The sequence below is a fragment of the Kribbella sp. CCNWLW201 genome (genome assembly GCF_037203805.1).
Lineage (GTDB): Bacteria > Actinomycetota > Actinomycetes > Propionibacteriales > Kribbellaceae > Kribbella.
In genome coordinates this window covers 398,932-420,132 of the sequence record NZ_JBBCBQ010000001.1, presented here as the reverse complement: position 1 = coordinate 420,132, position 21,201 = coordinate 398,932, and the positions used below count along the sequence as shown (strand labels likewise).

Below are 21,201 nucleotides of genomic sequence, written 5' to 3'. Positions count from 1 at the left end.
GACGCCCGCTGGCGGCGTTGTCGTCGTCGCGCAATGCTCCGCATTGCTCTCCTCCTCCGCCTTGCCAGCGAACGACTGGACCACCGCTAGTCGCACCAACGCCCCTTGACGAGGCGCAGCGTCTTCTCTACACCCGCCTTGGTGTGTAAACATCTTTCGAGTTCACCAGCGAAGATGGTCGGAGAGTGACATGAGAGTCTGGCGAGTCATGGGCGTCCTCGGGATGACGGCGGGTCTGCTGCTGAGCGGCTTGTCCGGTACGGCGTCCGCCGCGCCGGCTCCTGATGAGCGTTGCGCCCCTAGCGCGACCACACCGCTTCGGCAGTTCCGCGCGTCCTGGGTGGCGTCGGTGGTGAACATCGACTGGCCGTCCAAGACCGGTCTGTCCGCGGCCCAGCAGCAGGCCGAGCTGATCGGCTGGCTCGACGACGCGGTCCGGCAGCGCCACAACGCGGTGATCCTCCAGGTGCGCCCGACCGCGGACGCGTTCTGGCCGTCCACGGTCGAGCCCTGGTCGCAGTACCTGACCGGCAAGCAGGGCGGCAACCCCGGTTACGACCCGCTGGCCTTCGCCGTCGCCGAGGCGCACAAGCGCAACCTCGAGCTGCACGCCTGGTTCAACCCGTACCGGCTCTCGATGGGCACGGACATCAACACCCTCGTGCCCGAGCACCCGGCGCGGCAGCACCCGGACTGGGTCGTCAAGTACGGCGGGAAGCTGTACTACAACCCCGGTATCCCCGCGGCCCGCAAGCTGGTCGAGGACGCGATCATGGACGCGGTGTCGCGCTACGACATCGACGGCGTGCACTTCGACGACTACTTCTACCCGTATCCGGTGGCCGGCCAGGTCTTCGACGACGCGGCGACGTACGCGCAGTACGGCGCCGGCTTCCCGACACTGGCCGAGTGGCGGCGGAACAACATCGACCTGCTGATCCAAGAGATGCAGGACCGGATCAAGGCCGTCAAGCCGTGGGTGAAGTTCGGCATCTCGCCGTTCGCGGTCTGGCGCAACAAGGGCACCGACCCGGAGGGCTCCGACACGACCGCCGGGGTCCAGACGTACGACGACCTGTCCGCGGACACCCGGCGTTGGGTGCGCGAGGAGTGGATCGACTACATCGTCCCGCAGGTGTACTGGGCCGGTGGGTTCGCGCCGGCCGACTACAACAAGATCGTCCCGTGGTGGGCCGAGCAGGTCCGCGGTACCGACGTACACCTGTACATCGGTGAGGCGACGTACAAGGTCGGTACGTCGACCCAGTCGCCGGACTGGTCGGACCCGGCCGAGCTGAGCGACCACCTGGCCTTCGACAGCACGATCCCCGAGGTGAAGGGGAACATCTACTTCTCGGCCAAAGACGTCCGTGCCGACCGCCTCGGTGCGACCAGCCTGCTCAACAGCACCTGGTACACCCGGCCCGCGCTCATCCCGACCATGCCCTCGCTGGACTCGCGTGCACCTCTCCCGGTCCACGCTGTCCGCGCCACTCGCACGACCGACGGTGTCCAGGTCACTTGGCGGCGTACGTCGGCCGACACCACGTCGTACGCCGTCTATCGTCGTGAGCTCACCGGTGGCGACCACTGCCCCGACAACGACGCCCGCAACCTGATTGGCACGGTCCGGTCGACTGAGTCCTACCTGGACACGACGGCAACGCCGGGCACGGCGTACATCTACACAGTCACCGCCCTGGACCGTCTTTCCAACCAGAGCGTGCCGATCCCGGCGGTGTCGCTGCGCTGACGGTCAGGGACTCGGGAAGCCCGGCGTGGTGGTGATCTGCGTCGGGAGAGTGCCGGTGGGGAACGTCGGCGAGGTCGTCGGCGTCTGGAAGCTCTGAGTCGGGAAGGTCTGGCCCGGTGACGACGGAGTCTGCGTCGGGAACCCTGTCGGCGAGGTGGTCGGCGTCGGCGTCGGGAACGGGTTCGACGGCGGCGGTGGGTAGAGCTGGTAGACCCGGACGGTCCCGTACTGGAAGCGGAGCTCGGTGAGCCGGTCCAGGTTCTTCGGCGGTGCACTGACGCGCTCGTCGAGCAGCAGCCACTGCACGCCGTACCGGGTCCGCAGTGTCTCGAGTACCTCGCGCGTCGGGTCGGTGAAGGCTTCGTCGTTGAGACGGAGTTTCTCCTCGTCCCAATAGCTGCTCTGCACCCCGTCCGGGTACGTGTCGTCGACCCTGGCCTTGTACGCCCAGCCCTGGACGAGTACGCGCCGTTCGGCGTACCCGGCGATCCAGTAGGAACCAGTCAGGCAGTGTGAGGCACGGGCACGGTGGCAGTGCAGGTTCGTGGCGATCCGGTCGCCCGAACCCGAGTTCCGCCGGATGAACCGTGCCGCCTCGATCCCACCGGGTGCGATCGACTCGTACTCCGTCAACGACGGCTTGGCGAACTCACGCAACGACACCGCCGTCGGCGAGACCGTCGTACCCAGGAGGACGGCCACTGCGATGACGGCCCAGGTACGACGTGAGCCGCGCAGGACGAGCCCGAAGACGCCGATGCCGAGTACTGCGATGACCAGAGCCACTGCCAGCGGCTGCCCGAAACACTCAGCCCCAGTGCACGAGTCAGGCGACCTGTAGCGACCCCAGTAGATGGCGGCGGCCCCGATCAGCAAGGCGATCCCCGCCACGTAGAACTGACGACGCTCCAGCGACCCGAGTCCCCAGGTGGCGAGCAGAACGCCGTAGATGAAGCCAGTGCGGACGAAGAACAGTTGGGCCTGTCCCTCGTCGTACAACAGGGACGAGGCCGTCAGAGCGGCCAGGAAGCCGACGACGAGGAACACCGGCATCGGGTCGCGTGGCAGGCGTCGCCGGATCAGTAGCGCACCGACCGCAGGCATCAGCCAGCCGATGGCCACCACTGCAGCGATCACAGCGACCGCGGAGCCGCCGCCACCCATCCGGTCAGCCATGTGCTCGAACGTCGCACCGGGGTCGAACAACACGCTGGACTGGGCACCACGCAGTACGAAGAAGAAGGTCAGCGCATAGGCAGCCGCAACGCCCACACCAAGGACCAGTGCGCGCAAGTTGAGCCGACCAGCCCGGACGGTCAGGTAGATCCACGCTGCTGCGAGCCCAGCGGCGTACACGGGCAGTGCGGTCGCCTTCGTCAGTGCGAGCGCAGCAACGAGCACTCCTGCGGCGACGAACAATCCAAACAGCTGTGCACGCGTTTGACCGGGCTTCCGCCGCAGGAGCAACGCAGTGACCGCGATGAGCGGCAGCAACAGCACCGTGGAGAACGCCTGCGGCGGATTGGTCAGCTGGCCAAGTGAGAACGGGCTGTCCGTGAACAGCCGGTCCGACACCGTCCATGGCCAGGCTGCAAGGTCACCCGCGAGCACAGTGAGTCCCGCAGCGATTGGAGCGGCGACAGCCCGCCCAGTGAGCAGCATGCCGACCGCAGCGGCTCCCAGCACAGTCAGCAACAGCAGAGCGAGCGGCACCATCCGGTGCGTCAGTACGTCGAGCGGAATGCTCGTGATCCAGTGTGACGAGGCGATGTGGTCGTACGCGGCCCAGTGGCTGGTCATCCACTTGCCATCGGCGTACGGAACCCTCGGCGGGAAGTGGTGAGTCAGCTCAGCGGCCAGGGCGAGGTTGTGCGGCGCGTCCGAGTTGGGCCGCAACGCGTTCGGCCCGGTCAGCGGGATGAGCTGCGACCCGACCCGCACGAACCACGCGGCGACGACACCGACGACCACCATCACGCCGGCCGTCGCCCACCACGGCGTCGGCCGCTCGGGCAGCTTGCGACGCGGCAACGCGCGATACATCCCGAAGGCGAGCGCCGGCATCAGCAGCGCCGCGAACGGCATGCTGAACACCATCCCGAGCGGGTAGAGCAACGCCTCGACGGCCAGTCCGAACGCCGTACCGAGGACGACGTCGGTCGTGAACCAGCCGGTGCCTCCGGTCAGCCGCCGCCAGAACATCGTGCCCGGTACGACGATGACGACCAGCAGGTAGCCGAGATACGCGCCCGGCATCCAGGGCGGATGCTCCTGCAACGCCACGAACCACGCCATCGGCAGCACCGGCAGGCTGACCATCGCCGCCAGCCGCGCGCCCCGGCCCGGAGCCTTCCGCTTGCCCCGGCCGGCGGACATGCGCTTCGCCCGACGGCCTGGTGTGATCACCGGTGAAGTCTATGAGTCGCCGGAGTCGCGGTCGCAGGCGGCGAGCCGTTTACCGCACGCGAAATCCCTTTTACACTCGGTAATCTCCCAGGTCAGACGGGAGGTCCCATGGTCGCCCTCCACCTCGCCGGGCTGCCGGTCGAGGAGATCCTGCTCGCCGCCATCGCGGCCGCCTCACCGCTGATCGCCCTGATCGGCTGGGAGATCTCCAGCCGGATCAAGCGCCTCAAGTCTCTGGTACGACGTCCGCCACCGGAACCCCCGTGATCCCGCGGGCACACAAGCTAGGCTTTGGCGTCATGGGTTCGGTAGCACGTGGCAGGGTCAGGGAGTTGATGGGCGAGGTGATGACGGCGCAAGGAAGGATGTTGCCAGGCGACGACACCGCCGATCTCCGCGAGATCGGGTTCCGGTCGCTGGACTTCTCCGAGCTGGCCCTCCGGGTGGAGGACGAGCTGGGTGACGAGCTGAACTTCGATGCCCCCGGGCTGCGCCGGATCGCTACTGTCGGCGACGTGCTGGACTTCATCGAGCAACTCCAGTCGGCGTGAGCACGCGGCGCCGGACCACCGCTCTGATCGGTGACGACAACACAGTGGTCGTCGCCGGGAAGAGTCTGACCTGGCGGACCCTGCACAAGCTTCCGCAACTGCCCTCACCCGCCGCCGTTCTGGTCGACAACGGCGCGGACGCGCTGGCCGCCCTGCGTCACCACGCGGTCCACGGCACCGAGCTCCTGGTCGCGACCAGATCCCGCGTCGACGAGCGGATGCGGGAAGAACTCGGCGAGTCCGGTTTCGCCATCGTCCTGCCCGAGGGCGACGTGACGCCGGCAAAGCTCAAGCGGGTCGAAGAATCCGGCCGCGCCTGGCTGCTCACCTCGGGCTCGACCGGCCGCCCCAAGCGCATCGGCCACACCCTCGAGACCCTCACCACCGTCACCGGCGAGCAGCCGCCGCGCACCTGGCTGCTCCCGTACTCCCCGGGCACCTACGCCTGGTGGCAGGTCGTCACGCTCTCGCTGACCCACGCCGATCAGGGCCTAGTCGCGATCGAGCCCGACGAACTGGACAACTGGCCGTCCATCGCCGCCGAGCACGGTGTCACCGCGGCCTCCGGTACGCCGACCTTCTGGCGGCAGGCGATCTACCGCGATGCCGACGCGTTGGCCGCCGTACCGCTGGAGCAGATCACGCTCGGCGGTGAGCCGGTGGACCAGTCGATCCTGGACCAGTTGCGGGACATCTTCCCGACCGCCCGGATCTCGTGGATCTATGCGTCCTCCGAGGTCGGCGCGTCGATCGTCGTCCACGACGGGAAGGCCGGATTCCCGCGCGAATGGCTGGACCGCAAACCCGATCCGGAGCGTCCGATGCTGTCGCTGGACGGCGACGAGCTGGTGATCCGCTCGCCGCATCACGGCGCTGGACTGGTCGGCGCGGTGCACACCGGTGACCGGGTCGAGCTCGACGGCGACCGCGTGCTGATCACCGGCCGGCTCGACTCCGACGAGATCAACGTCGGCGGTTCGAAGGTCTCCGCCGGCATCGTCCGCAACGTCCTGATGGGTCATCCCGGCGTCTCCTGGGCGCGGGTGTTCGCGCGCAAGGCGCCGCTGGTGGGCCGGATGGTCGCCGCCGAAGTGGTGCCGAACCGGGCGCTCGGCCCGATCACCGACGCCGACCTGGTCCAGTGGTGCTCGAGCCGGCTGCCGGACTACGGCGTACCGCGGCGGATCCGGTTCCTCGACGAGATCCCGCAGAAAGAGACGCTCAAGAGTGAAGTCTGAATCCAGCGCGGTCCAGCCCGCGTCGGTCGTGCTGGTGTCGGGTGGTTCCCGCGGTCTCGGGCTGGCGATCGTCACCGATCTGCTCGCCGCCGGGCTGAAGGTCGCCGCCTTCGCCCGGACCGTGACACCGGAGCTGACCTCCCTCGGTGAGAAGTACCCCGACCACCTGTACTACGGCGCCGTCGACGTCAACGACGCCGAGGCCGGACAGGCGTTCGTCCGCACGGTGGAGACGACCCTCGGCCCGATCGACGGCCTGGTCAACAACGCGGCGATCGGCCAGGACTCGTTGCACGTCCACACCTCGGCCGACCAGCTCGCCCAGATCATCCAGACCAACCTGACGTCGCCGCTGATCCTGACCCGCTTCGTCCTGCGCCGGATGCTGGCGAAGGGTCTCAAAGGCCGGATCGTCAACGTCACCTCGATCTGCGCCCAGCGCGGTTACCCGGGCCTGGTCGCCTACTCCGCCACCAAGGGCGGGATGGACGCGGCGACCCGGTCACTCGCGCGCGAACTGGGCGGCCGGGTGCTGGCCAACGCGGTCGCGCCCGGTTTCTTCGCCTCGGAGATGTCCGCCGTACTCGGTCAGACCCAGCTCGACCAGATCGTCCGCCGGACGCCGACCGGCCACCTGACCGAGCCGGACGACGTCGTACCGGTGGTCCGGATGCTGCTGCTCGACCACACCAACATCAACGGCCAGGTCCTGGTCGTCGACGGCGCCGCCTCGATCTGAGCGGCGCCGTCGACGGGTCTCAGGCCGGCCTGATGTTCGCGTTGCGGTGGAACAGGTTGTCCGGGTCGTACTGCGCTTTGATCGCGGCCAGCCGGTCGTACTTCGCGCCGTACGACGCCCGGACCCGATCCTCCCCGGCGTTCTCGTCACCGATCGCGTTGACGTAACTGCCGAGCCCCCGGCTGTAAGGCCGCAGGGCCTCCGCGAACGATCGGACCCAGGCCCGGTCGTGCTCGAGCATCTCCGGCGTCGGGCAGACGGCGATCAGGAAGGCCGCATACCCAGGCGCCCGGGCACCGCTGAACGCGGTGGCATCGTCGTCGACCGCCGTGTAGGCCTGGTCGAGCCGGTAGAACAACAGCACCGACGCGGGCGACTGCTTGAGCGGCATGTGCTCGGTGATCACCTGGATCGCCTCGTCGGACAGGTCGTCGAGGTAGAGGCCCTTGTCGTAGCAGTGGAATCCCCACGCGTTCCCTTCGTCCAGCAACTGCTGCAGCGCCGTGTACGGCATCGGGCTGGCGAACTCGACCAGCGGCGGCAGGGCAGTGCGGAGCTCGGCCAGCACCTGCTCGTGCTCCTCGGGCGATCCGAAGCCGGTAACGACCATCGCGTAGCCGGGCTGGAAGTGATGCTGCTCCGGGACGAACGGCGCGGGCGGAGCGTTCAGTCCGCCGAGGATGATGTTCACGTCGGGTGGCAGCTTCGCGAGCACCTCGCGGGCCAGCCGGAGCACCTCCGGCCCCTGCGCGATATCCCAGAAGAGCAGGCCGAACTGGACCATCGGCCCGGCCTCGTGCAGCCGGAACTCGAACTCGGTGACCACACCGAAGTTGCCACCGCCACCGCGGATGGCCCAGAACAGGTCGGAGTTCTCGTCGTCGGAGACGCGCCGGATTTGCCCGTCCGCGGTGACGAGCTCGGCCGAGATCAGGTTGTCGATACTCAGCCCGTGTTTCCGGGTCAGCCAGCCCATGCCACCGCCCAGGGTCAGGCCCCCGACGCCGGTGTGGCTGACCACGCCGGCCGGCGTCGCCAGGCCGTGCTCCTGCGCCGCTGCGTCGAGATCACCGAGCAGGGCGCCGCCGCCCACCCGGGCCCGCTTGGCCACCGGATCGATCGTCACCCGGTTGAGCATGCTGAGGTCGATCATCAGTCCGTCGTCGACCACACTCGCGCCACTGATGCTGTGGGCGCCGCCCCGGACCGCGATCTCCAGGCCGTGCTCGCGGGCGAACAGGACGGCCTTGGCCACGTCCGCCGCGCTCTGGCAGCGGGCGATCACGCCCGGGCGCCGGTCGATCTCCGCGTTCCACAGCCGGCGCGCGTCGTCGTACCCAGAGTCATCGGGACCGAGGACCGGCCCGCCCATCGTTCGTCGCAGGTCCCCGATGCCGCTGTCGGCAAGTTGAGTCATGCTGCCGCCCTCCCCCTTGGACGCTCTCCCGTTTGAACTTCACCGCGGATCCGGACGATCCGCGGTGACAGCGTCCTCTTCGGCAGCATCATCCTCAACGGGGCTGAAGGCAACCTTCAGGGCTTGATGTTCTGGTTGCGGTGGAACACGTTGTCCGGGTCGTACTTCCGCTTGGTCTCCACCAACCGGTCGTACTTGTCCCCGTACGACGCCCGGACCCGTTCCTCTTCGTAGTCCGCCATTCCGTTGATGTAGCTGCCGATGTTGATCGCGTGCGGCTGCAGCGCGTCCCAGAATCCCCGCACCCAGGCGACCTCGGCCTCCTGCAGCTCCGGCACCGGGCACTGGGCGATCGCGAACACCGCATAGCGGTCGGTCCGGCCGCCGCCGAACGCGGTGGCGTCATCGGCCACCGCCGAGTACGCGTGGTCGAGCCGGTAGAACAGCACGGCCGACAGCGGTGAGGTCTTCTTCGCCACGTGCTCGGTGATGACCTCGACGGCACCTTCGCTGAAGTCCTCGAGATAGGTGCCCTTCTCGTAGCAGTAGTGACCCCAGTCGTTCGCCTCGTCCAGTGACTGCTGCAGCGCGACGAACGGCATCGGCGACGCGAACTCGAACAGCGGCGGCAGCGTGCTGCGGATCTGCTCCAACGCGGCAGCGTGCTCCTCGGGCTCACCGAATCCGACGACGACCAGGCCGTAACCGGGCTGGAAGTGGTGCTGTTCCGGCACGAACGGCGCCGGTGGCGCGTTCAGGCAGGCGACGACCACAGTCAGCTTCACCGGCAGTGTCGGGATCAGGTCGCGCGCCATCCGCAGTACGTCGGCACCCTGGTCCAGCCCCCAGAACAGCAGGCCGTAGTTGACCATCGGCCCGGCCTCGTGCACCCGGAACTCGAACTCGGTCACCACGCCGAAGTTGCCGCCACCACCGCGGACCGCCCAGAACAGGTCCGGGTTCTCGTCCTCGGCGGCGCGCAGGATGCTGCCGTCCGCGGTGACGAGCTGGACCGACACCAGGTTGTCGATACTGAGCCCGTGCTGGCGGGTCAGCCAGCCCATCCCGCCGCCGAGCGTGAGCCCGCCGACGCCGGTGTGACTGACCATCCCGGCCGGTACGGCGAGACCGTGCGGCTGGGTCGCGGCGTCGAGATCGCGCAGCAGCGCGCCGCCGCCCACGCGGGCCAGCCGGGCCTCCGGGTCGACCGTGACCTGGTTCATCCCGCTCAGGTCGATCATCAGGCCGTCGTCGACCGACGACGCGCCGGACATGCTGTGCGAGCCGCCGCGGACGGCGATCTCCAGTCCCCGGGCCACCCCGAACCGGACGGCAGCCGAGACGTCCTCGGCGGTCCGGACCTGGGCGATCGCCGCCGGTCGCCGGTCGTACTGTGCGTTCCACAGCCGCCGGGCGTCGTCGTACCCGGCGTCGTCCGGTCCGAGTACGGTCCCCTCCAGAGCTGTGCGTAGTTCGTCGAAGCCCGCTTCCGCAAGCTGAGTCATGACTTCCCCTCCCCGATTTCGGTGCTGCCCAGGCTAGATACCTGCGCTCCCGCTGACAGCGTCCTTTTGGGCAGATCTTCGCGCGCTGCCTTCAGCCAGGCTTAAGAAACTCCTGGTTTTCCACAAGGGCTGTGCATCGCGGTTGAGTGTCAACTTCATGGAGTGTCAGACTCGACGGCGTGAGTGACGAGGAAATCCTGCGCCTGCTGCCGACCGCGGCGACGATTGTTGCCGTGCGCGACGATCGGGCAGATCAGCAACTGGCCCGCCTCGGTGCGTACGACGAACGCGACCAGGCGCAGGTGGACCGTTGCCTGCAAGGGTTTCTGGCCGGCCTGCTCCGAGCCACCTGGGAGCGTGGCTGGACACCGGCCGACGTCGTCCAGCACGGCCGCAGGCAACTGGACCCGGGGATCGAGCCGTTGCTGCTGGCCGCGATCTCCGCGGAACACACGATGTATCGGCACAGCACCATCGATCCGCGCTGGCTCGACCAGTTGGCGGACTTGGGAGTCTCGCAACCCTTCACCGAGCTGAGCCTGACCGGATGGGCCGCCGCCGCCCGCGTCGGCCGCTACCTGACGCTCCACCACGCCCTCTCGCTGGCCGGCTTCCTCCAAACCCTCCCGATCCTCGCCCGGATCTACCCCTTGCCAGGGACCTCTTCGGTACGACGCCAGACTTCCGCCGTACCGGTGAACGGGAAGATGCTGGCGCGGATCCGGGGACTGCTGGCGAAGGCGGAGGCGACCGAGTTCCCGGAGGAGGCGGAAGCCCTGTCCGGCAAGGCGCAGGAGTTGATGGCGAAGTTCTCCCTCGATCGCGCCCTGGTCGAGGCGGATCCGGCGGTGGAGATCCCGGACGACTCCGCCGCACGTCGCCTCTGGGTCGATACGCCGTACGTCTCGGCCAAGGCACAGTTGGTCGGCGCGGTCGCGTCGGCGAACCGTTGCCGGACGGTCGTGATCGACCAGTTGGCGGTGGTCACCATCGTGGGTGCCGAGCTCGACCTGCAGCTGACCGAGATTCTCAGTACTTCCCTGCTGGTGCAGGCGAACCGGGCAATGCTTGCCGCAGGCAAACACATCGGCCGGCGCGGCGAGTCCCGGACCCGCTCGTTCCGGCAGTCGTTCCTGATGGCGTACGCGCAACGGATCGGGGAGCGGCTGCAGGCGGCCACAGCTGCCACGCAGGACGCCGTACCGGAAGCGGATGCCGGCCGGCTGCTGCCGGTGCTGACGAAACGGGAGGAGCAGGTGGATGCGTTGTTCACCAAGCTGTTCCCGACCACCACGACCCGGCGGACCAGGATCACCAACGGCGCCGGCTGGGAAGCAGGTCTCACCGCGGCCGACCAGGCCCAACTCGACGCCCGCCGCCAGGTTCGCCGGTGAAGACCGGTATCCCCGGCGTACTGCGGTTCGAGCTGGACGTGCAGCCGAACGACGACGGCTGGTTCAAGGAGAACTTCCACGCCGCCAAGCTCGAAGCCGCCGGGATGCCGCGCTTCGAGGTGCGTCAGCACAACGTGCTGTATCTGGCCGAGCCGGGCATCACGCGGGGGATTCACGCCGAGCCGTGGGACAAGTACCTGTCGCCGTCCAACGGCCGGGTGTTCGCAGCGATCGTCGATCTGCGCGACGGCGACACCTTCGGCCGGGTCGAGACGTTCGAGCTCGACGCCGGCCAGGCGCTCTACGTGCCGCGCGGCTGCGGCAACTCGTTTTGCACCCTGGAGCCGCACACCGTCTACAACTTCCTGGTGAACGAGTACTGGTCACCCGAGCGCGTCACCGTCGACTTGTTCGACCCGGAGCTCGCGATCGAGTGGCCGTTCCCGCGAGGCCGGCTCAGCTACACCGACCGGGACGCCGCGAACCCGTCTCTCGACAGTGTCAGGAGCGCGCGGGCCTGAGGCCGCACAGGACGATGTCGAGCAACCGGTTGGCCTCCTCGGGTTCCATGTCGCGACCCATGGTGATGCCCCCGACCAGTCGCATGATGTCCATCAGCTCCAGCTCGGGGCGGACGTCACCGGATGCTTTCGCCTTGTCCAGCAGGAGTTGTCCGGCCTCCTGGACGTTCACCTTGCAGGACTGGAAGAACGGGGAGTCCTTCCCCAGGGCAGCAGTCAATTCACCGGCCAGGCTCTTCTTGGAGACGCCGTAGCCGACGAAGCTGCGCAACCAGGCGGCCAGTGCGTCGAACGGCTCGAGCTTCTCGGCGAAGCCGTACGCGCGGTCGCAGACGGACTGGATCTCGTCGATGTAGACGGCCTCGAGCAGGGCGATCCGGTTCGGGAAGCGACGGTAGAGGGTGCCGATGCCGACGCCGGCCCGGCGGGCGATCTCCTCGAGTGAGGTGTCGGTGCCGTGCTCGGCGAAAGCCTCGCGGGCGGCGGTGACCAGCAGGTCGTAGTTCCGCGCCGCGTCCGCACGGGTCGGCCGCGTGGACGGCAGCGGTGTCGAGCCCATCCGGCCTCCTCACTGTCCGTAGCGGCAAGGCCGCTCAAAGTTTCCGCAGTAATTCGCTTGATAAAGCGGAGGGTGCCTCCGTATTGTATCCGGAGGAGCGCTCCGCTTTTCCTGTTCACAACTGTAGCGCGTCCCGCCCAAGACCGCGCGGGACCGTTTGAAGCTCTAAGGAGCAGTATGTCGGCAACATCCGCGGCGCCGGCCGGCGCCGATACCGGCACGCCCGCGCGGCGGCCGGGAGTCGTCCTCGCAGTCATCCTGATCACCCAGTTGATGGTGATCCTCGACGGCACCGTGGTGAACATCGCGATGCCGAAGATCCAGCAGGCACTCGACTTCAGTCCAGCCAGTCTGTCCTGGGTGCAGAACGCCTACGCGCTCGCGTTCGGCGGTCTGCTCCTGCTCGGCGCCCGCGCCGGTGACCTGCTCGGTCGCCGCCGTGTGTTCGTCACCGGTGTCAGTGTCTTCACGCTTGCCTCGCTGCTCGGCGGTCTCGCGCCGAACGCGGAGCTGCTGCTCGCCGCCCGTGTCCTGCAGGGAATCGGCGGTGCCATCGCAGCGCCGGCGGCCCTGACCCTGCTGATGCTCACCTACCGGGAAGGCCCGGAGCGGATGAAGGCACTCGGCTACTACAGCCTGGTGTCGTCCGGAGGTGGCAGCGTCGGCCTGGTGCTCGGGGGCATGCTGACGGACTGGGTGTCCTGGCGCTGGGGTCTGTTCATCAACGTGCCGATCGGTATCGGCCTCGTCATCGCGGCCCGCCAGGTGCTGACCGAGACAGAGCCGGAGACCGGTCGGTTCGATGTGGCCGGTGCCCTCACCTCGACGCTCGGCATCACCTCACTCGTCTACGGCTTCATCCGGGTTGCCGAGGTCGGCTGGACTTCGGCCGAGGTGCTGGCCTCGTTCACAGCCGGTGTGGTGCTGCTGGTCGCGTTCGTCCTGATCGAGCGCCGGGTCAGCCACCCGATCGTCCCGTTGCGGCTATTCCGGTCGGCTGACCGCTCGGCGTCGTACCTGACCATGTTGCTGGTGGTCGGGACGATGTTCGGGATGTTCTTCTTCCTCACGCAGTACCTGCAGGGTGTGCTCGAGCTCAGTCCGCTGGCGGCCGGTCTTGCCTTCCTGCCGCTGACCGGTCTGCTGTTCGCCTCGTCGCGGATCGTGCCGAGGCTGGTCGCCCGGGTCGACGGCGGCAAGCTGATGCTGACCGGGTCCGTGCTGGTCACCGCGGGCACCGTGTGGCTGACCCAGCTCGATGCTCGCAGCACCTACCTGGCCGATGTGGTCGGGCCGATGCTGCTGTTCGGTCTGGGCGCCGGGATGATCTTCATCCCGCTGGTCGGCCGAGCCATCTCGGGCGTCGCACCGGAGGACTCGGGTGCCGCGTCGGGCATGCTGAACGTGGTCCAGCAGGTCGGTGGCGCGCTCGGCCTCGGCATCCTGGTCACCATCTTCGGTACGGCGAGCCGCAACTCCACCTCGACCGGCCCGCGGGACGTCCTGACCGACGGCGTGCATGCGGCCTTCATCGGAGCCCTGGTCTACGCCGCACTGAGCCTGACGATGATCATCCTCAGCGTCCGCCCGTGGACCTGGTTCAAGCGCACTCCGATCGAGCCGACGCCCGAACCAGTGGTGGTCGACTCACACATCTGAAAACAGCTCCAGCGGTACGCCGGGCCTCCGGCGTACCGCTGGACTGTGTGTGAGTGTGAGCGCAGAATTACTCGTAGCTAGGGGGCTGCGAGTGAACACTGCGGGGGACTACCTGAACGGCGGTGCAGGGGCGAACGTCTGGCGGCTGCCGGATCAGGACATGGTGACGATCGGGCGCGATCCGTCGTCTGACCTCTGCCTGCACGCCGACGATCGGGTGTCGCGCCTGCATGTCGAACTGCAGCGTGCGGACGGCCGATGGTGGATCATCGACCGGTCCAGGAACGGCTCGGAATCTCAGTCAGCGGCATCGCCCTCAGACCCGGCTGATCAGAGCGGCAGGCCGTAGCTGATCCAGTTCGAGGAGATGGTGAAGCCGAGGCGTTCGTAGAGGCCGAGGGCGCCGGTGGGATTGTCCGCGTCCACGCCTAGGGCGGTGCGCTGGTAGCCCGCCTGGGCAGCCTCGGTCAACACCTTCGCCAGTGTTACCCGGGCAAGGCCGCGGCCGCGGTAGGACTTCCTGGTCCCGACCTGGCCGATGTACAGCTCGCGGATCCCAGTCGCCTCCGTGTCGGCCTCGTACTCATAGCCGAGCACGTAGGCGGCGATCGTGTCCCCGTCCAGGACGACGTACGACGATCCGCCGCGGAACGCCCGGCCACCGGTGAACCAGGTCTTCCAGCTGTCGGGGTCTCGCGGTGTCGAGCCCCAGTGGTCGGTGAACACCTCGTTGTGGGTCAGCCGCAGTGCCTCGTCGATCGACATGTCGAACGGCACCAGCCGCAGCCCGTCCTCGAGCGTGACCTCCGGCACCGGCTGGTCCAGCGGCCGCTTCATGTCGAAGAAGTAGCGGCGCTCCTCGAAGCCGAACTTCTGGAACAGCCGCTCCGCGCCGACGTTCGTGCTGATCCGGTTGCTGGTGACCTCGCCCGGTGCCTCCGGGTGCTTGGTCGCGTGGAGCTCGCCGGCCCGCTTGATCAGCCAGGGCATCAGCGCCGTACCGATGCCACGGCGGCGCCACTCCGGATGCACGGTTCCCTCCGTGCTGACCCGGTCCAGGTCGATCACCGCGTCGGCGGCGTACACCTTGCCGTACGCGATCATCCGGCCGTCGGCCCACAGGCCGATGGTGTCCACCGCCGGATCGAGGTGCGGGTCCTCCAGTTCGTCGATCAGGTCCTGGGCGTCGTAGTTCTCGCCCTCCTGGTCGACCTTCTCCCTGGCGGCCAGCAACTCCGCCCACGCGTCCGCGTCACCCTTGTCGATCGGGCGCGCCTCGATCCCCTCCGGCCAGCTCATGGCTCGAAGGTACGACGGACACCGCGATCACGGCACCTGAATTAGGACAGCCTTTCGGCCAGCCACCGGACGGCGAGCGGGTAGCGGTACTCGATCCCGCCGTGCGTCCCCTCGAACAGCTCGAAGTGCATCCGCTCGTCCGGTACGCCGACCTGCTGAGCGGCCCGGTGGAACGCGGTGGCGCCGAGATCGAGGTAGTACTCGTCCTGCTTGCCCGCGTCGATCCACACCGCCCGAAGCGAGCGGAGTGCGTCGGCGTACTGCGGTTCGCGGACCATCTCGACCGGGTCTCGGGAGAGCCAGCGCGCCCAGACCTCCGGGATGACCACGCCCAGCTCGTCGAACGGCAGCAACACCGTGCCGTCCGGTTCGGCGGAGTACGCCGAGGAGTAGCCGTACATCTCGAGTAGGTGCAGATCCTCGTTCGTGGTCTGCCCGGTCCGGGTCGCCACCGACTCGAAGAACTTGTCGTAGCTGCCGTCGTACTTGTCCCGGAGCGTCCGGGCGCGTTGTGGGAACTCGACCCGGTAGCACAGGTCGAAGGACGCGTCGCCGGCATGCGTCGCGAGCGCGCCGAAGACGTCCGGCCGCAGTAGCGGTGTCACCATGGCCGTGTAGCCCCCGCTGGACTTGCCGGTGATGGCGCGGTGGTCGCGATCCGCGATGGTCCGGTACGTCGCGTCGACCCACGGGACGATCTCCTCGCACAGGTACGAGTGGTACTGCCCGGTGCCAGGCGAGTCGAGGCACTGACTGCCGCCGTACCTGGTCCATGAGTCGACGAACACGACGATCGCAGGCGGTACGTCGCCGGTCGCGAAGAGCGCGTCGAGCAACTCCGGGTACGGCTGCCGGAAGGGCGTCCGGTTGAACCACATCCCGATGTGCCCGGTGTACCCCATCGTCACGTAGATCGCCGGGTAGCGCTGGTCCGAGTCGTCGTACCCGGGCGGCAGATAGACGAGCACCGGACGCTCATGCGGATCACCCAGCGGATTCCCGCGCAGCAACTCGCTCTCGTACGTCGTCTGCTCGAGCCGACCGGCCAGATCCGCGGACCACGGCAACATGGGCAACCTCCTACATGGCGTCGGGGGCCTCGATGCCTAGCAGGCCCAGTCCATCCTGCAACACCTTCCGGGTCGCGGTGCAGAGCGCGATCCGGCTGGCTCTGGTGTCGCCTTCGCTCGTCAGCACCGGGCAATGCTCGTAGAACGCGGACAGCGCGGTCGCGACGTCGTACAGATAGGTGCACAGCCGGTGCGGCTGCAGTGTTTCGGCCACCTGTACGACGACGTCCGCGAAACCGGTCAGCAACAAGGCCAGCCGTTCCTCGGCCGGATCCTTGAGCTCCGTGACCTCACCGCCTTGGGTGCCCGCCTTGGAGAGCAGTCTGGTCAACCGGGCGTGCGCGTACTGCAGGTACGGGCCGGTGTTGCCGGTCATCGCGACCATCCGGTCCAGGTCGAAGACGTAGTCGTTGCCCCGATCGCTGGACAGGTCGGCGTACTTGACCGCTCCGATCCCGACCGCCTTCGCGGTGGCCTGCCGATTGATGCCGCGCCGGCCTTCGAGCAGAGCGTCCGCTCGCGCAACTGCCTCGTTGAGCAGGGTGGTCAGCTTGACTGTGCCACCGGCCCTTGTTTTGAAGGGCTTCCCGTTTGGTCCGAGTACGGTGCCGAAGCCGACGTGCTCGGCGGTCGTTGTCGGCGGCAACCAGCCTGCGGTCGCGGCGAGCGTGAAGATCTGCTCGAAGTGGAGCGCTTGCCGGTGGTCGACGACGTACACGATCCGGTCGGCGTGCAGTGTGGAAACCCGGTGCCGTACGGCGGCGAGATCGGTCGCGCTGTAGCCGAAGCCGCCGTCGGACTTCCGCACGATCACCGGCAGCGGCTGGCCGTCCCGGCCCTTGAATCCTGGCAGGAACGCGCACAGCGCACCGTCCGACTCGGTGAGCAGTCCCGCCAGTTCCTCCACGATCCGCGGTAGGTCCTCGTTGTAGGCGCTCTCGCCGACGACGTCCGCCCGGGTCAGGTTGGAGCCCAGGAGTGCGTAGACCTGCTCGAAATCGTCCAGCGAGACGTCGACCATCCGCCGCCAGATCGCCCGCGTCTCCGGATCGCCGGACTGCAGCAGCACGACCCGCGCTCTGGACTTGTCCGCGAAGGTGCCGTCGGCATCGAAATGCTTCCTGCTCCGCTCGTAAAGGACCTGCAAACCCTGTAGATCAAGGGTTTCCGCGTCCAGCCCTTCTTCGAGCAGTTGCTCGATCATCATCCCGTACTGCGTGCCCCAGTCGCCCACATGGTTCTGCCGGATCACGTCGTACCCGACGAACGTCAACACATTGCAGAGCGCGTCGCCGATGACAGTCGACCGGAGATGGCCGACGTGCATCTGCTTGGCGACGTTCGGCTGCGAGTAGTCGACGACGACCCGCTGGTTTCTCTTGGCGAAGGTCTGCGGTTCGTTGACCGCAGCCGTGAGCGTCTCCTGGAGCAGAGTCAGGTTGATGAAGCCCGGCCCGGCGATCTCGACCGGCTCGCAGAGATCGGCCAGGTCGAGCGCCTCGACCAGGCGTGCGGCGACCGCCCGCGGTGGTTGGCCGAGGGCGTTGCCGAGCCGGAGCGCGATATTGCTCTGGTAGTGGCCGAACTCGGGCTTGGTCGCCGACCGGAGCTCAGGGTCCAGGTCGCCGTACGACGAACCGAAGGCGGCCGCGGCTGCGGTGGACAGTCTGGTGGCGAGAACAGGCAGAACAGCGGACATGACAGGTCCTTTGAAGTAGACGCACTGGAACAGGAGGTGTTCAGACAGTGCGTCGTCGTCGCAGGCCGGACCGCAGGCGCAGCGCGCTCACGGACTCCAGGCTGATCGACATGTCAGCCATTATGCATGAAGTACGGCGAGGGTGCCGGCCGCCGGTCCGCCAGCGGCACGATCGGCGGTACGTCGGTCTCGCCGAGGAAGACCCGGCGTACCACTCGCTCGGCCGCGCGTCCGTCGTCGTACTCGCAGAACTTCTCCCGGTACAGCTGCCGGTGCTTGGCCGCCTCCGCCGACGAGAAGGCGCCGGTCTGCAGGATGGTCAGCAGCTCCTCGGGTGACCGCGCGACCAGCCCGGGCGGGAACGCGGTGATGTCGAAGTACGTGCCGCGGCGGCCGTCGTAGAAGCTCTGGTCCTCGACCAGCGACACGATCGGGCGATCCAGGTTCGCGTAGTCGAAGGTGATGGAGGAGTAGTCCGAGATCAGGACGTCGGCCGCCAGCATCAGATCCTCGACCCGCGGATGCTCGGACACGTCGATCACCGTGCCGGCGTGCACCTCCGGTGCCGTCGACAACGAGTAGTGCGTCCGGACCAGCACCCGGCCGTGCTCGCCGACCGATGCGGCCAGCCGGTCCAGGTCGAGGTGGATCCCGGTGCCGCCGAGGTCGACCAGTCCGGTGGGCAGCCGGACCGAGTCCACTCCGTCGCGGAACGTCGGCGCGTACAGCACCACCAGGTGCGAGTCGTCGAAACCGAAGCCGGCCCGGATCGCGCGGACCTCGTCGATGGTCGCGTTGATCAGCCGGTCGTTGCGCGGGTAGCCGTACTCGAGCTCCTCGAAGTACGCCGGATAGGTCCGCTCCCAGATCTCCGAGGAGTACCGGTTCGACGAGATGTTGAAGTCCCACCGATCGGTCTGCCGCATCAGCTCGTCGAGGTCCAGGTCCTTCCCGGCCAGCGGGAAGTGCCGCAGATCGGTCCCCATCGTTTTGAGCGGCGTACCGTGCTGGGTCTGCAGGTGGATCTGCCCCTCCCGCTTCTCCAGCTCCTTCGGCCAGTTCATGTTGCTGATGAAGTACGTCGCCCGGTCCAGCAGCTTCTGGTACGCCGGTGAACCCGCGACGACGTACTCGACACCCTCGGGGACGGCCTTGAGGTGGTCGGCGTCGACGACCCAGACCCCGCGCAGATGCGGCGCCAGCTCGGCCGCCTTCTCGTAGATCGCCCGCGGGTTGCACGCGTACTGCTTGAACCAGTACGAGCAGTACGCGGCCAGGTTCGGGTCGAGCTTGCTCCGGTGCAGCAGCTTGCCGACGGCCTTGCGCGGACTCGTCACGTGCAGCACCTTGGCGCTCAGCTTGAGCGTGGAGTACGTCGCGTAGTCGTCATGGATGAGCATCCACCGTTTGAACCCACGGTTCGTGCGGTCGGCGCCGTACCCCTCCGGCTTCCACCGCTTGGCGAACGCATGGGCGGCGTGGAAGAACTCGGCCCGGTCGTCCGGAGCGACCCGCTCCGGCTTCGCGAGTACGGCGAGGATGTGGTCCAGCGACCGGTCGTACGCGAACCGTCGCCAGCCGGCCAGCTCCGGGTCGGACTGGATGAACGCGTGCACCCGGTCGTACTGGTCGAAGATGTCCCACTGCCGGCGGCCGCCGGTGGCGTGGATGTTGCCGCCGGTCCGGTGCTGGCGGTAGTGCACGACCACCCGGTCCAGCGTGGCGATCCGCTCGGCGGTCAGCATGGTCGAGTACGTCCAGGGCGCGTCCTCGTAGAAACCGGCCGTGAACGCGAACCCGTGCCGGGTCAGGAAGTCCCGCCGGCACGCCTTGTTCCAGACCACCTCGAGGAAGGTGAGGAAGATCGGCCGCTCCGCCGCGGTGAACACCCCGGCGCCGTGCCCGGCGAAGGCGTCGTGCCGCTGGTTGCGGACCACCCGGCCGTCCCAGAAGACCCGCTCGTAGTCGAACAACAGGATGTCCGGCCGGTCGGTCGCGTCGATCCGGGCCGCGATCGCCTCCAGCGAGCCCGGCAGGTACAGGTCGTCGGCGTCCAGGAACAGCACGTAGTCGCCGCGGCACTCCTTCAGCCCGGCGTTCCGGGCGGGACCCAAACCGACGTTCTCGTCCAGGTGCAGCACCCGCACCCGCGGATCAGCCGCCGCGTACTCGTCCAGGATCCGGCCGGAACCGTCCCGGTCGGCATCATCCACCCCGATGATCTCGAAATCGGTGAACGACTGCCCGAGCACCGAGTCCAGACACGGTCGCAGCCACGCACGCGAGGCATGACAGGGGACCACAATGCTGAACCGAGGGACGATGCCGAGCGCCATGCCACGTCATCCTAGGGTGCACCTATGAGTACTGATGTGTTCGAGCCACTGGCTGGGCTGGAAGGGGTCGGATCGGCGGCCCGGGCGGCCCGGGACGCGGTCGACGTACTGCTACGCGACCGGGGCCTGCGGAAGGTCGGCTCGGACGTGACCGCCGAGGCGCTGCTGCGCGGCGCCCACGCCTCCGCCGCCCTGGCCGGCAGCCCGGCAAGCCTCGAGGAGGTACGACGGGGTGCCGCCGACGGACTGGCCACCGGCGCGGTCCGGATGACCGGCGAGCTGATGCGACTCGCTCCCCAGATCGACACCGCCCCGGTGCAGGTCTGGACCAGACTGCACCAGTTGGCCGCCGCCGATCTGGGCCCGGAAGACCAGTTGGGCCATCTGCGGACCAGTCGGGAGCCGGTCCCGGACGACATCCCGGGGCTGCCGCCGGCACCTCCCGCCGACGAGATGTGGGATCGGCTCAGCGCGCTGGCGCAGAACCTGACCCGCCCGACGGCGGCGCCCGGTCTGGTGGTCGCGGCCATCGTGCACGCCGAGCTCGCCATCCTGCGTCCGTTCCCGACCGCCAACGGTCTGGTCGCCCGGGCCGCCGAACGCTGCCTGTTAGTTGCCCGAGGCATCGATCCGGTCGCGGTCACCGTCCCCGAGGTCGGTCACTATGAGTTGGCGGCGACCTATCCGTCCGGGCTCGGCGACTACGCAGCGCAAGGACTGACCGGGGTCCGTGACTGGTTGCTGCGGACCTGCGAGGTGGTGGCACTGGGTGCCGAACGCTCGCCACTGGCACACGTCGGCTGACGTCCGTACACATGCGAACGGCGTTCTCTGCTGAGAACGCCGTCGCTGGCACGTCATCCTGGTTACCATGCGTGCACCTGTCTGCCGCCACAGGACAATGCCTGGGTCACGCTGCCCGGTTGGGATGGGCTGGTCGCCGCGTGGGTGCCTGGATGCCGTGCAATCTCTACCGGACCCGAAGGTCCTTTGTGCTTCCTTTGTACTCCTGAAAACCCTTTCTGTGAAGGGCTTACGAGACCTTCATGGAGTTG

Annotated in this window: 18 protein-coding genes; 10 read left to right on the top strand and 8 right to left on the bottom strand. The window is 68.0% G+C overall.

What is annotated here, in order from left to right; translation table 11 throughout:
- The first annotated feature begins 190 nt into the window (after nt 1–190).
- The gene (locus V9K99_RS01820; RefSeq protein WP_337002858.1) at nt 191–1,753 is read left to right on the top strand and encodes a glycoside hydrolase family 10 protein; all 1,563 of its coding nucleotides are present in this window, start codon (nt 191–193) and stop codon (nt 1,751–1,753) included.
- Nucleotides 1,754–1,756: 3 nt separating this feature from the next.
- Here V9K99_RS01820 and V9K99_RS01815 read toward each other — a convergent pair whose 3' ends face one another.
- Nucleotides 1,757–4,159: a hypothetical protein gene (locus tag V9K99_RS01815; RefSeq protein WP_337002860.1), complete on the bottom strand. Its 2,403-nt coding sequence runs from the start codon at nt 4,157–4,159 to the stop codon at nt 1,757–1,759.
- Nucleotides 4,160–4,267: 108 nt separating this feature from the next.
- On the opposite strand from V9K99_RS01815, the gene V9K99_RS01810 reads away from it, so the two are divergent.
- From V9K99_RS01810 to V9K99_RS01795, 4 genes are read left to right on the top strand one after another with little or no spacing between them, the layout of a single operon-like run.
- Nucleotides 4,268–4,426, top strand: coding sequence for a hypothetical protein (locus V9K99_RS01810; protein ID WP_337002862.1), 159 nt, complete (start codon nt 4,268–4,270; stop codon nt 4,424–4,426).
- A 32-nt stretch (nt 4,427–4,458) separates the two neighbouring features.
- Nucleotides 4,459–4,710: an acyl carrier protein gene (locus V9K99_RS01805; protein ID WP_337002864.1), complete on the top strand. Its 252-nt coding sequence runs from the start codon at nt 4,459–4,461 to the stop codon at nt 4,708–4,710.
- A complete protein-coding gene (locus V9K99_RS01800; RefSeq protein ID WP_337002866.1) occupies nt 4,707–5,948 on the top strand; it encodes a class I adenylate-forming enzyme family protein in 1,242 nt (413 codons plus the stop codon). The genes V9K99_RS01805 and V9K99_RS01800 overlap by 4 nt, the downstream gene beginning before the upstream one ends.
- Nucleotides 5,938–6,687: an SDR family NAD(P)-dependent oxidoreductase gene (locus V9K99_RS01795; RefSeq protein ID WP_337002868.1), complete on the top strand. Its 750-nt coding sequence runs from the start codon at nt 5,938–5,940 to the stop codon at nt 6,685–6,687. Before V9K99_RS01800 ends, V9K99_RS01795 begins: the two co-directional genes overlap by 11 nt.
- Before the next feature lie 19 nt (nt 6,688–6,706).
- On the opposite strand, the gene V9K99_RS01790 is transcribed toward V9K99_RS01795, so the two are convergent.
- Both V9K99_RS01790 and V9K99_RS01785 read right to left on the bottom strand, forming a co-directional pair.
- Nucleotides 6,707–8,104 (bottom strand): FAD-binding oxidoreductase, encoded by a 1,398-nt coding sequence (locus tag V9K99_RS01790; protein WP_337002870.1) that lies wholly within the window; start codon nt 8,102–8,104, stop codon nt 6,707–6,709.
- A gap of 116 nt (nt 8,105–8,220) precedes the next feature.
- Nucleotides 8,221–9,609, bottom strand: coding sequence for an FAD-binding oxidoreductase (locus V9K99_RS01785; protein ID WP_337002872.1), 1,389 nt, complete (start codon nt 9,607–9,609; stop codon nt 8,221–8,223).
- Nucleotides 9,610–9,788: 179 nt separating this feature from the next.
- Between V9K99_RS01785 and V9K99_RS01780 the strand changes: the two genes are divergently transcribed.
- Together V9K99_RS01780 and V9K99_RS01775 are read left to right on the top strand one after the other, a co-directional pair.
- A complete protein-coding gene (locus V9K99_RS01780; protein WP_337002874.1) occupies nt 9,789–11,003 on the top strand; it encodes a DUF2786 domain-containing protein in 1,215 nt (404 codons plus the stop codon).
- Nucleotides 11,000–11,524: a dTDP-4-dehydrorhamnose 3,5-epimerase family protein gene (locus tag V9K99_RS01775; protein ID WP_337002876.1), complete on the top strand. Its 525-nt coding sequence runs from the start codon at nt 11,000–11,002 to the stop codon at nt 11,522–11,524. The genes V9K99_RS01780 and V9K99_RS01775 overlap by 4 nt, the downstream gene beginning before the upstream one ends.
- Here the strand turns inward: V9K99_RS01775 and V9K99_RS01770 are convergent.
- Entirely contained in the window at nt 11,505–12,083 is a 579-nt protein-coding gene (locus tag V9K99_RS01770) for a TetR/AcrR family transcriptional regulator (RefSeq protein WP_337002878.1), read from the bottom strand. The two genes, V9K99_RS01775 and V9K99_RS01770, sit on opposite strands and share 20 nt — an antisense overlap.
- A 177-nt stretch (nt 12,084–12,260) precedes the next feature.
- On the opposite strand from V9K99_RS01770, the gene V9K99_RS01765 reads away from it, so the two are divergent.
- The gene (locus V9K99_RS01765) at nt 12,261–13,742 is read left to right on the top strand and encodes an MFS transporter (RefSeq protein ID WP_337002880.1); all 1,482 of its coding nucleotides are present in this window, start codon (nt 12,261–12,263) and stop codon (nt 13,740–13,742) included.
- A gap of 160 nt (nt 13,743–13,902) precedes the next feature.
- Nucleotides 13,903–14,091: an FHA domain-containing protein gene (locus tag V9K99_RS42695; RefSeq protein WP_442914722.1), complete on the top strand. Its 189-nt coding sequence runs from the start codon at nt 13,903–13,905 to the stop codon at nt 14,089–14,091.
- On the opposite strand, the gene V9K99_RS01760 is transcribed toward V9K99_RS42695, so the two are convergent.
- From V9K99_RS01760 to V9K99_RS01745, 4 genes are all read right to left on the bottom strand, one after another.
- Entirely contained in the window at nt 14,073–15,041 is a 969-nt protein-coding gene (locus V9K99_RS01760) for a GNAT family N-acetyltransferase (RefSeq protein WP_337002882.1), read from the bottom strand. The genes V9K99_RS42695 and V9K99_RS01760 overlap by 19 nt on opposite strands.
- A gap of 41 nt (nt 15,042–15,082) precedes the next feature.
- Nucleotides 15,083–16,111: an alpha/beta hydrolase-fold protein gene (locus V9K99_RS01755; protein ID WP_337002884.1), complete on the bottom strand. Its 1,029-nt coding sequence runs from the start codon at nt 16,109–16,111 to the stop codon at nt 15,083–15,085.
- Between the two features lie 10 nt (nt 16,112–16,121).
- A complete protein-coding gene (gene argS / locus V9K99_RS01750; protein WP_337002886.1) occupies nt 16,122–17,810 on the bottom strand; it encodes an arginine--tRNA ligase in 1,689 nt (562 codons plus the stop codon).
- 113 nt (nt 17,811–17,923) lie between these two features.
- A complete protein-coding gene (locus V9K99_RS01745) occupies nt 17,924–20,146 on the bottom strand; it encodes a bifunctional glycosyltransferase/CDP-glycerol:glycerophosphate glycerophosphotransferase (RefSeq protein WP_337002888.1) in 2,223 nt (740 codons plus the stop codon).
- A gap of 24 nt (nt 20,147–20,170) precedes the next feature.
- Between V9K99_RS01745 and V9K99_RS01740 the strand changes: the two genes are divergently transcribed.
- Nucleotides 20,171–20,950, top strand: coding sequence for a Fic family protein (locus tag V9K99_RS01740; RefSeq protein ID WP_337002890.1), 780 nt, complete (start codon nt 20,171–20,173; stop codon nt 20,948–20,950).
- Nucleotides 20,951–21,201 lie beyond the last annotated feature (251 nt).

Excerpts from the sequence above, each read along its gene's own strand:
- V9K99_RS01790 (WP_337002870.1), bottom strand. The coding sequence starts at position 8,104 with ATGACTCAACTTGCCGACAGCGGCATCGGGGACCTGCGACGAACGATG.
- V9K99_RS01805 (WP_337002864.1), top strand. The coding sequence starts at position 4,459 with ATGGGTTCGGTAGCACGTGGCAGGGTCAGGGAGTTGATGGGCGAGGTG.
- V9K99_RS01760 (WP_337002882.1), bottom strand. The coding sequence starts at position 15,041 with ATGAGCTGGCCGGAGGGGATCGAGGCGCGCCCGATCGACAAGGGTGAC.
- V9K99_RS01785 (WP_337002872.1), bottom strand. The coding sequence starts at position 9,609 with ATGACTCAGCTTGCGGAAGCGGGCTTCGACGAACTACGCACAGCTCTG.
- V9K99_RS01765 (WP_337002880.1), top strand. The coding sequence starts at position 12,261 with ATGTCGGCAACATCCGCGGCGCCGGCCGGCGCCGATACCGGCACGCCC.
- V9K99_RS01745 (WP_337002888.1), bottom strand. The coding sequence starts at position 20,146 with ATGGCGCTCGGCATCGTCCCTCGGTTCAGCATTGTGGTCCCCTGTCAT.
- V9K99_RS42695 (WP_442914722.1), top strand. The coding sequence starts at position 13,903 with ATGGTGACGATCGGGCGCGATCCGTCGTCTGACCTCTGCCTGCACGCC.
- V9K99_RS01770 (WP_337002878.1), bottom strand. The coding sequence starts at position 12,083 with ATGGGCTCGACACCGCTGCCGTCCACGCGGCCGACCCGTGCGGACGCG.
- V9K99_RS01740 (WP_337002890.1), top strand. The coding sequence starts at position 20,171 with ATGAGTACTGATGTGTTCGAGCCACTGGCTGGGCTGGAAGGGGTCGGA.
- V9K99_RS01810 (WP_337002862.1), top strand. The coding sequence starts at position 4,268 with ATGGTCGCCCTCCACCTCGCCGGGCTGCCGGTCGAGGAGATCCTGCTC.
- V9K99_RS01820 (WP_337002858.1), top strand. The coding sequence starts at position 191 with ATGAGAGTCTGGCGAGTCATGGGCGTCCTCGGGATGACGGCGGGTCTG.
- argS (WP_337002886.1), bottom strand. The coding sequence starts at position 17,810 with ATGTCCGCTGTTCTGCCTGTTCTCGCCACCAGACTGTCCACCGCAGCC.
- V9K99_RS01755 (WP_337002884.1), bottom strand. The coding sequence starts at position 16,111 with ATGTTGCCGTGGTCCGCGGATCTGGCCGGTCGGCTCGAGCAGACGACG.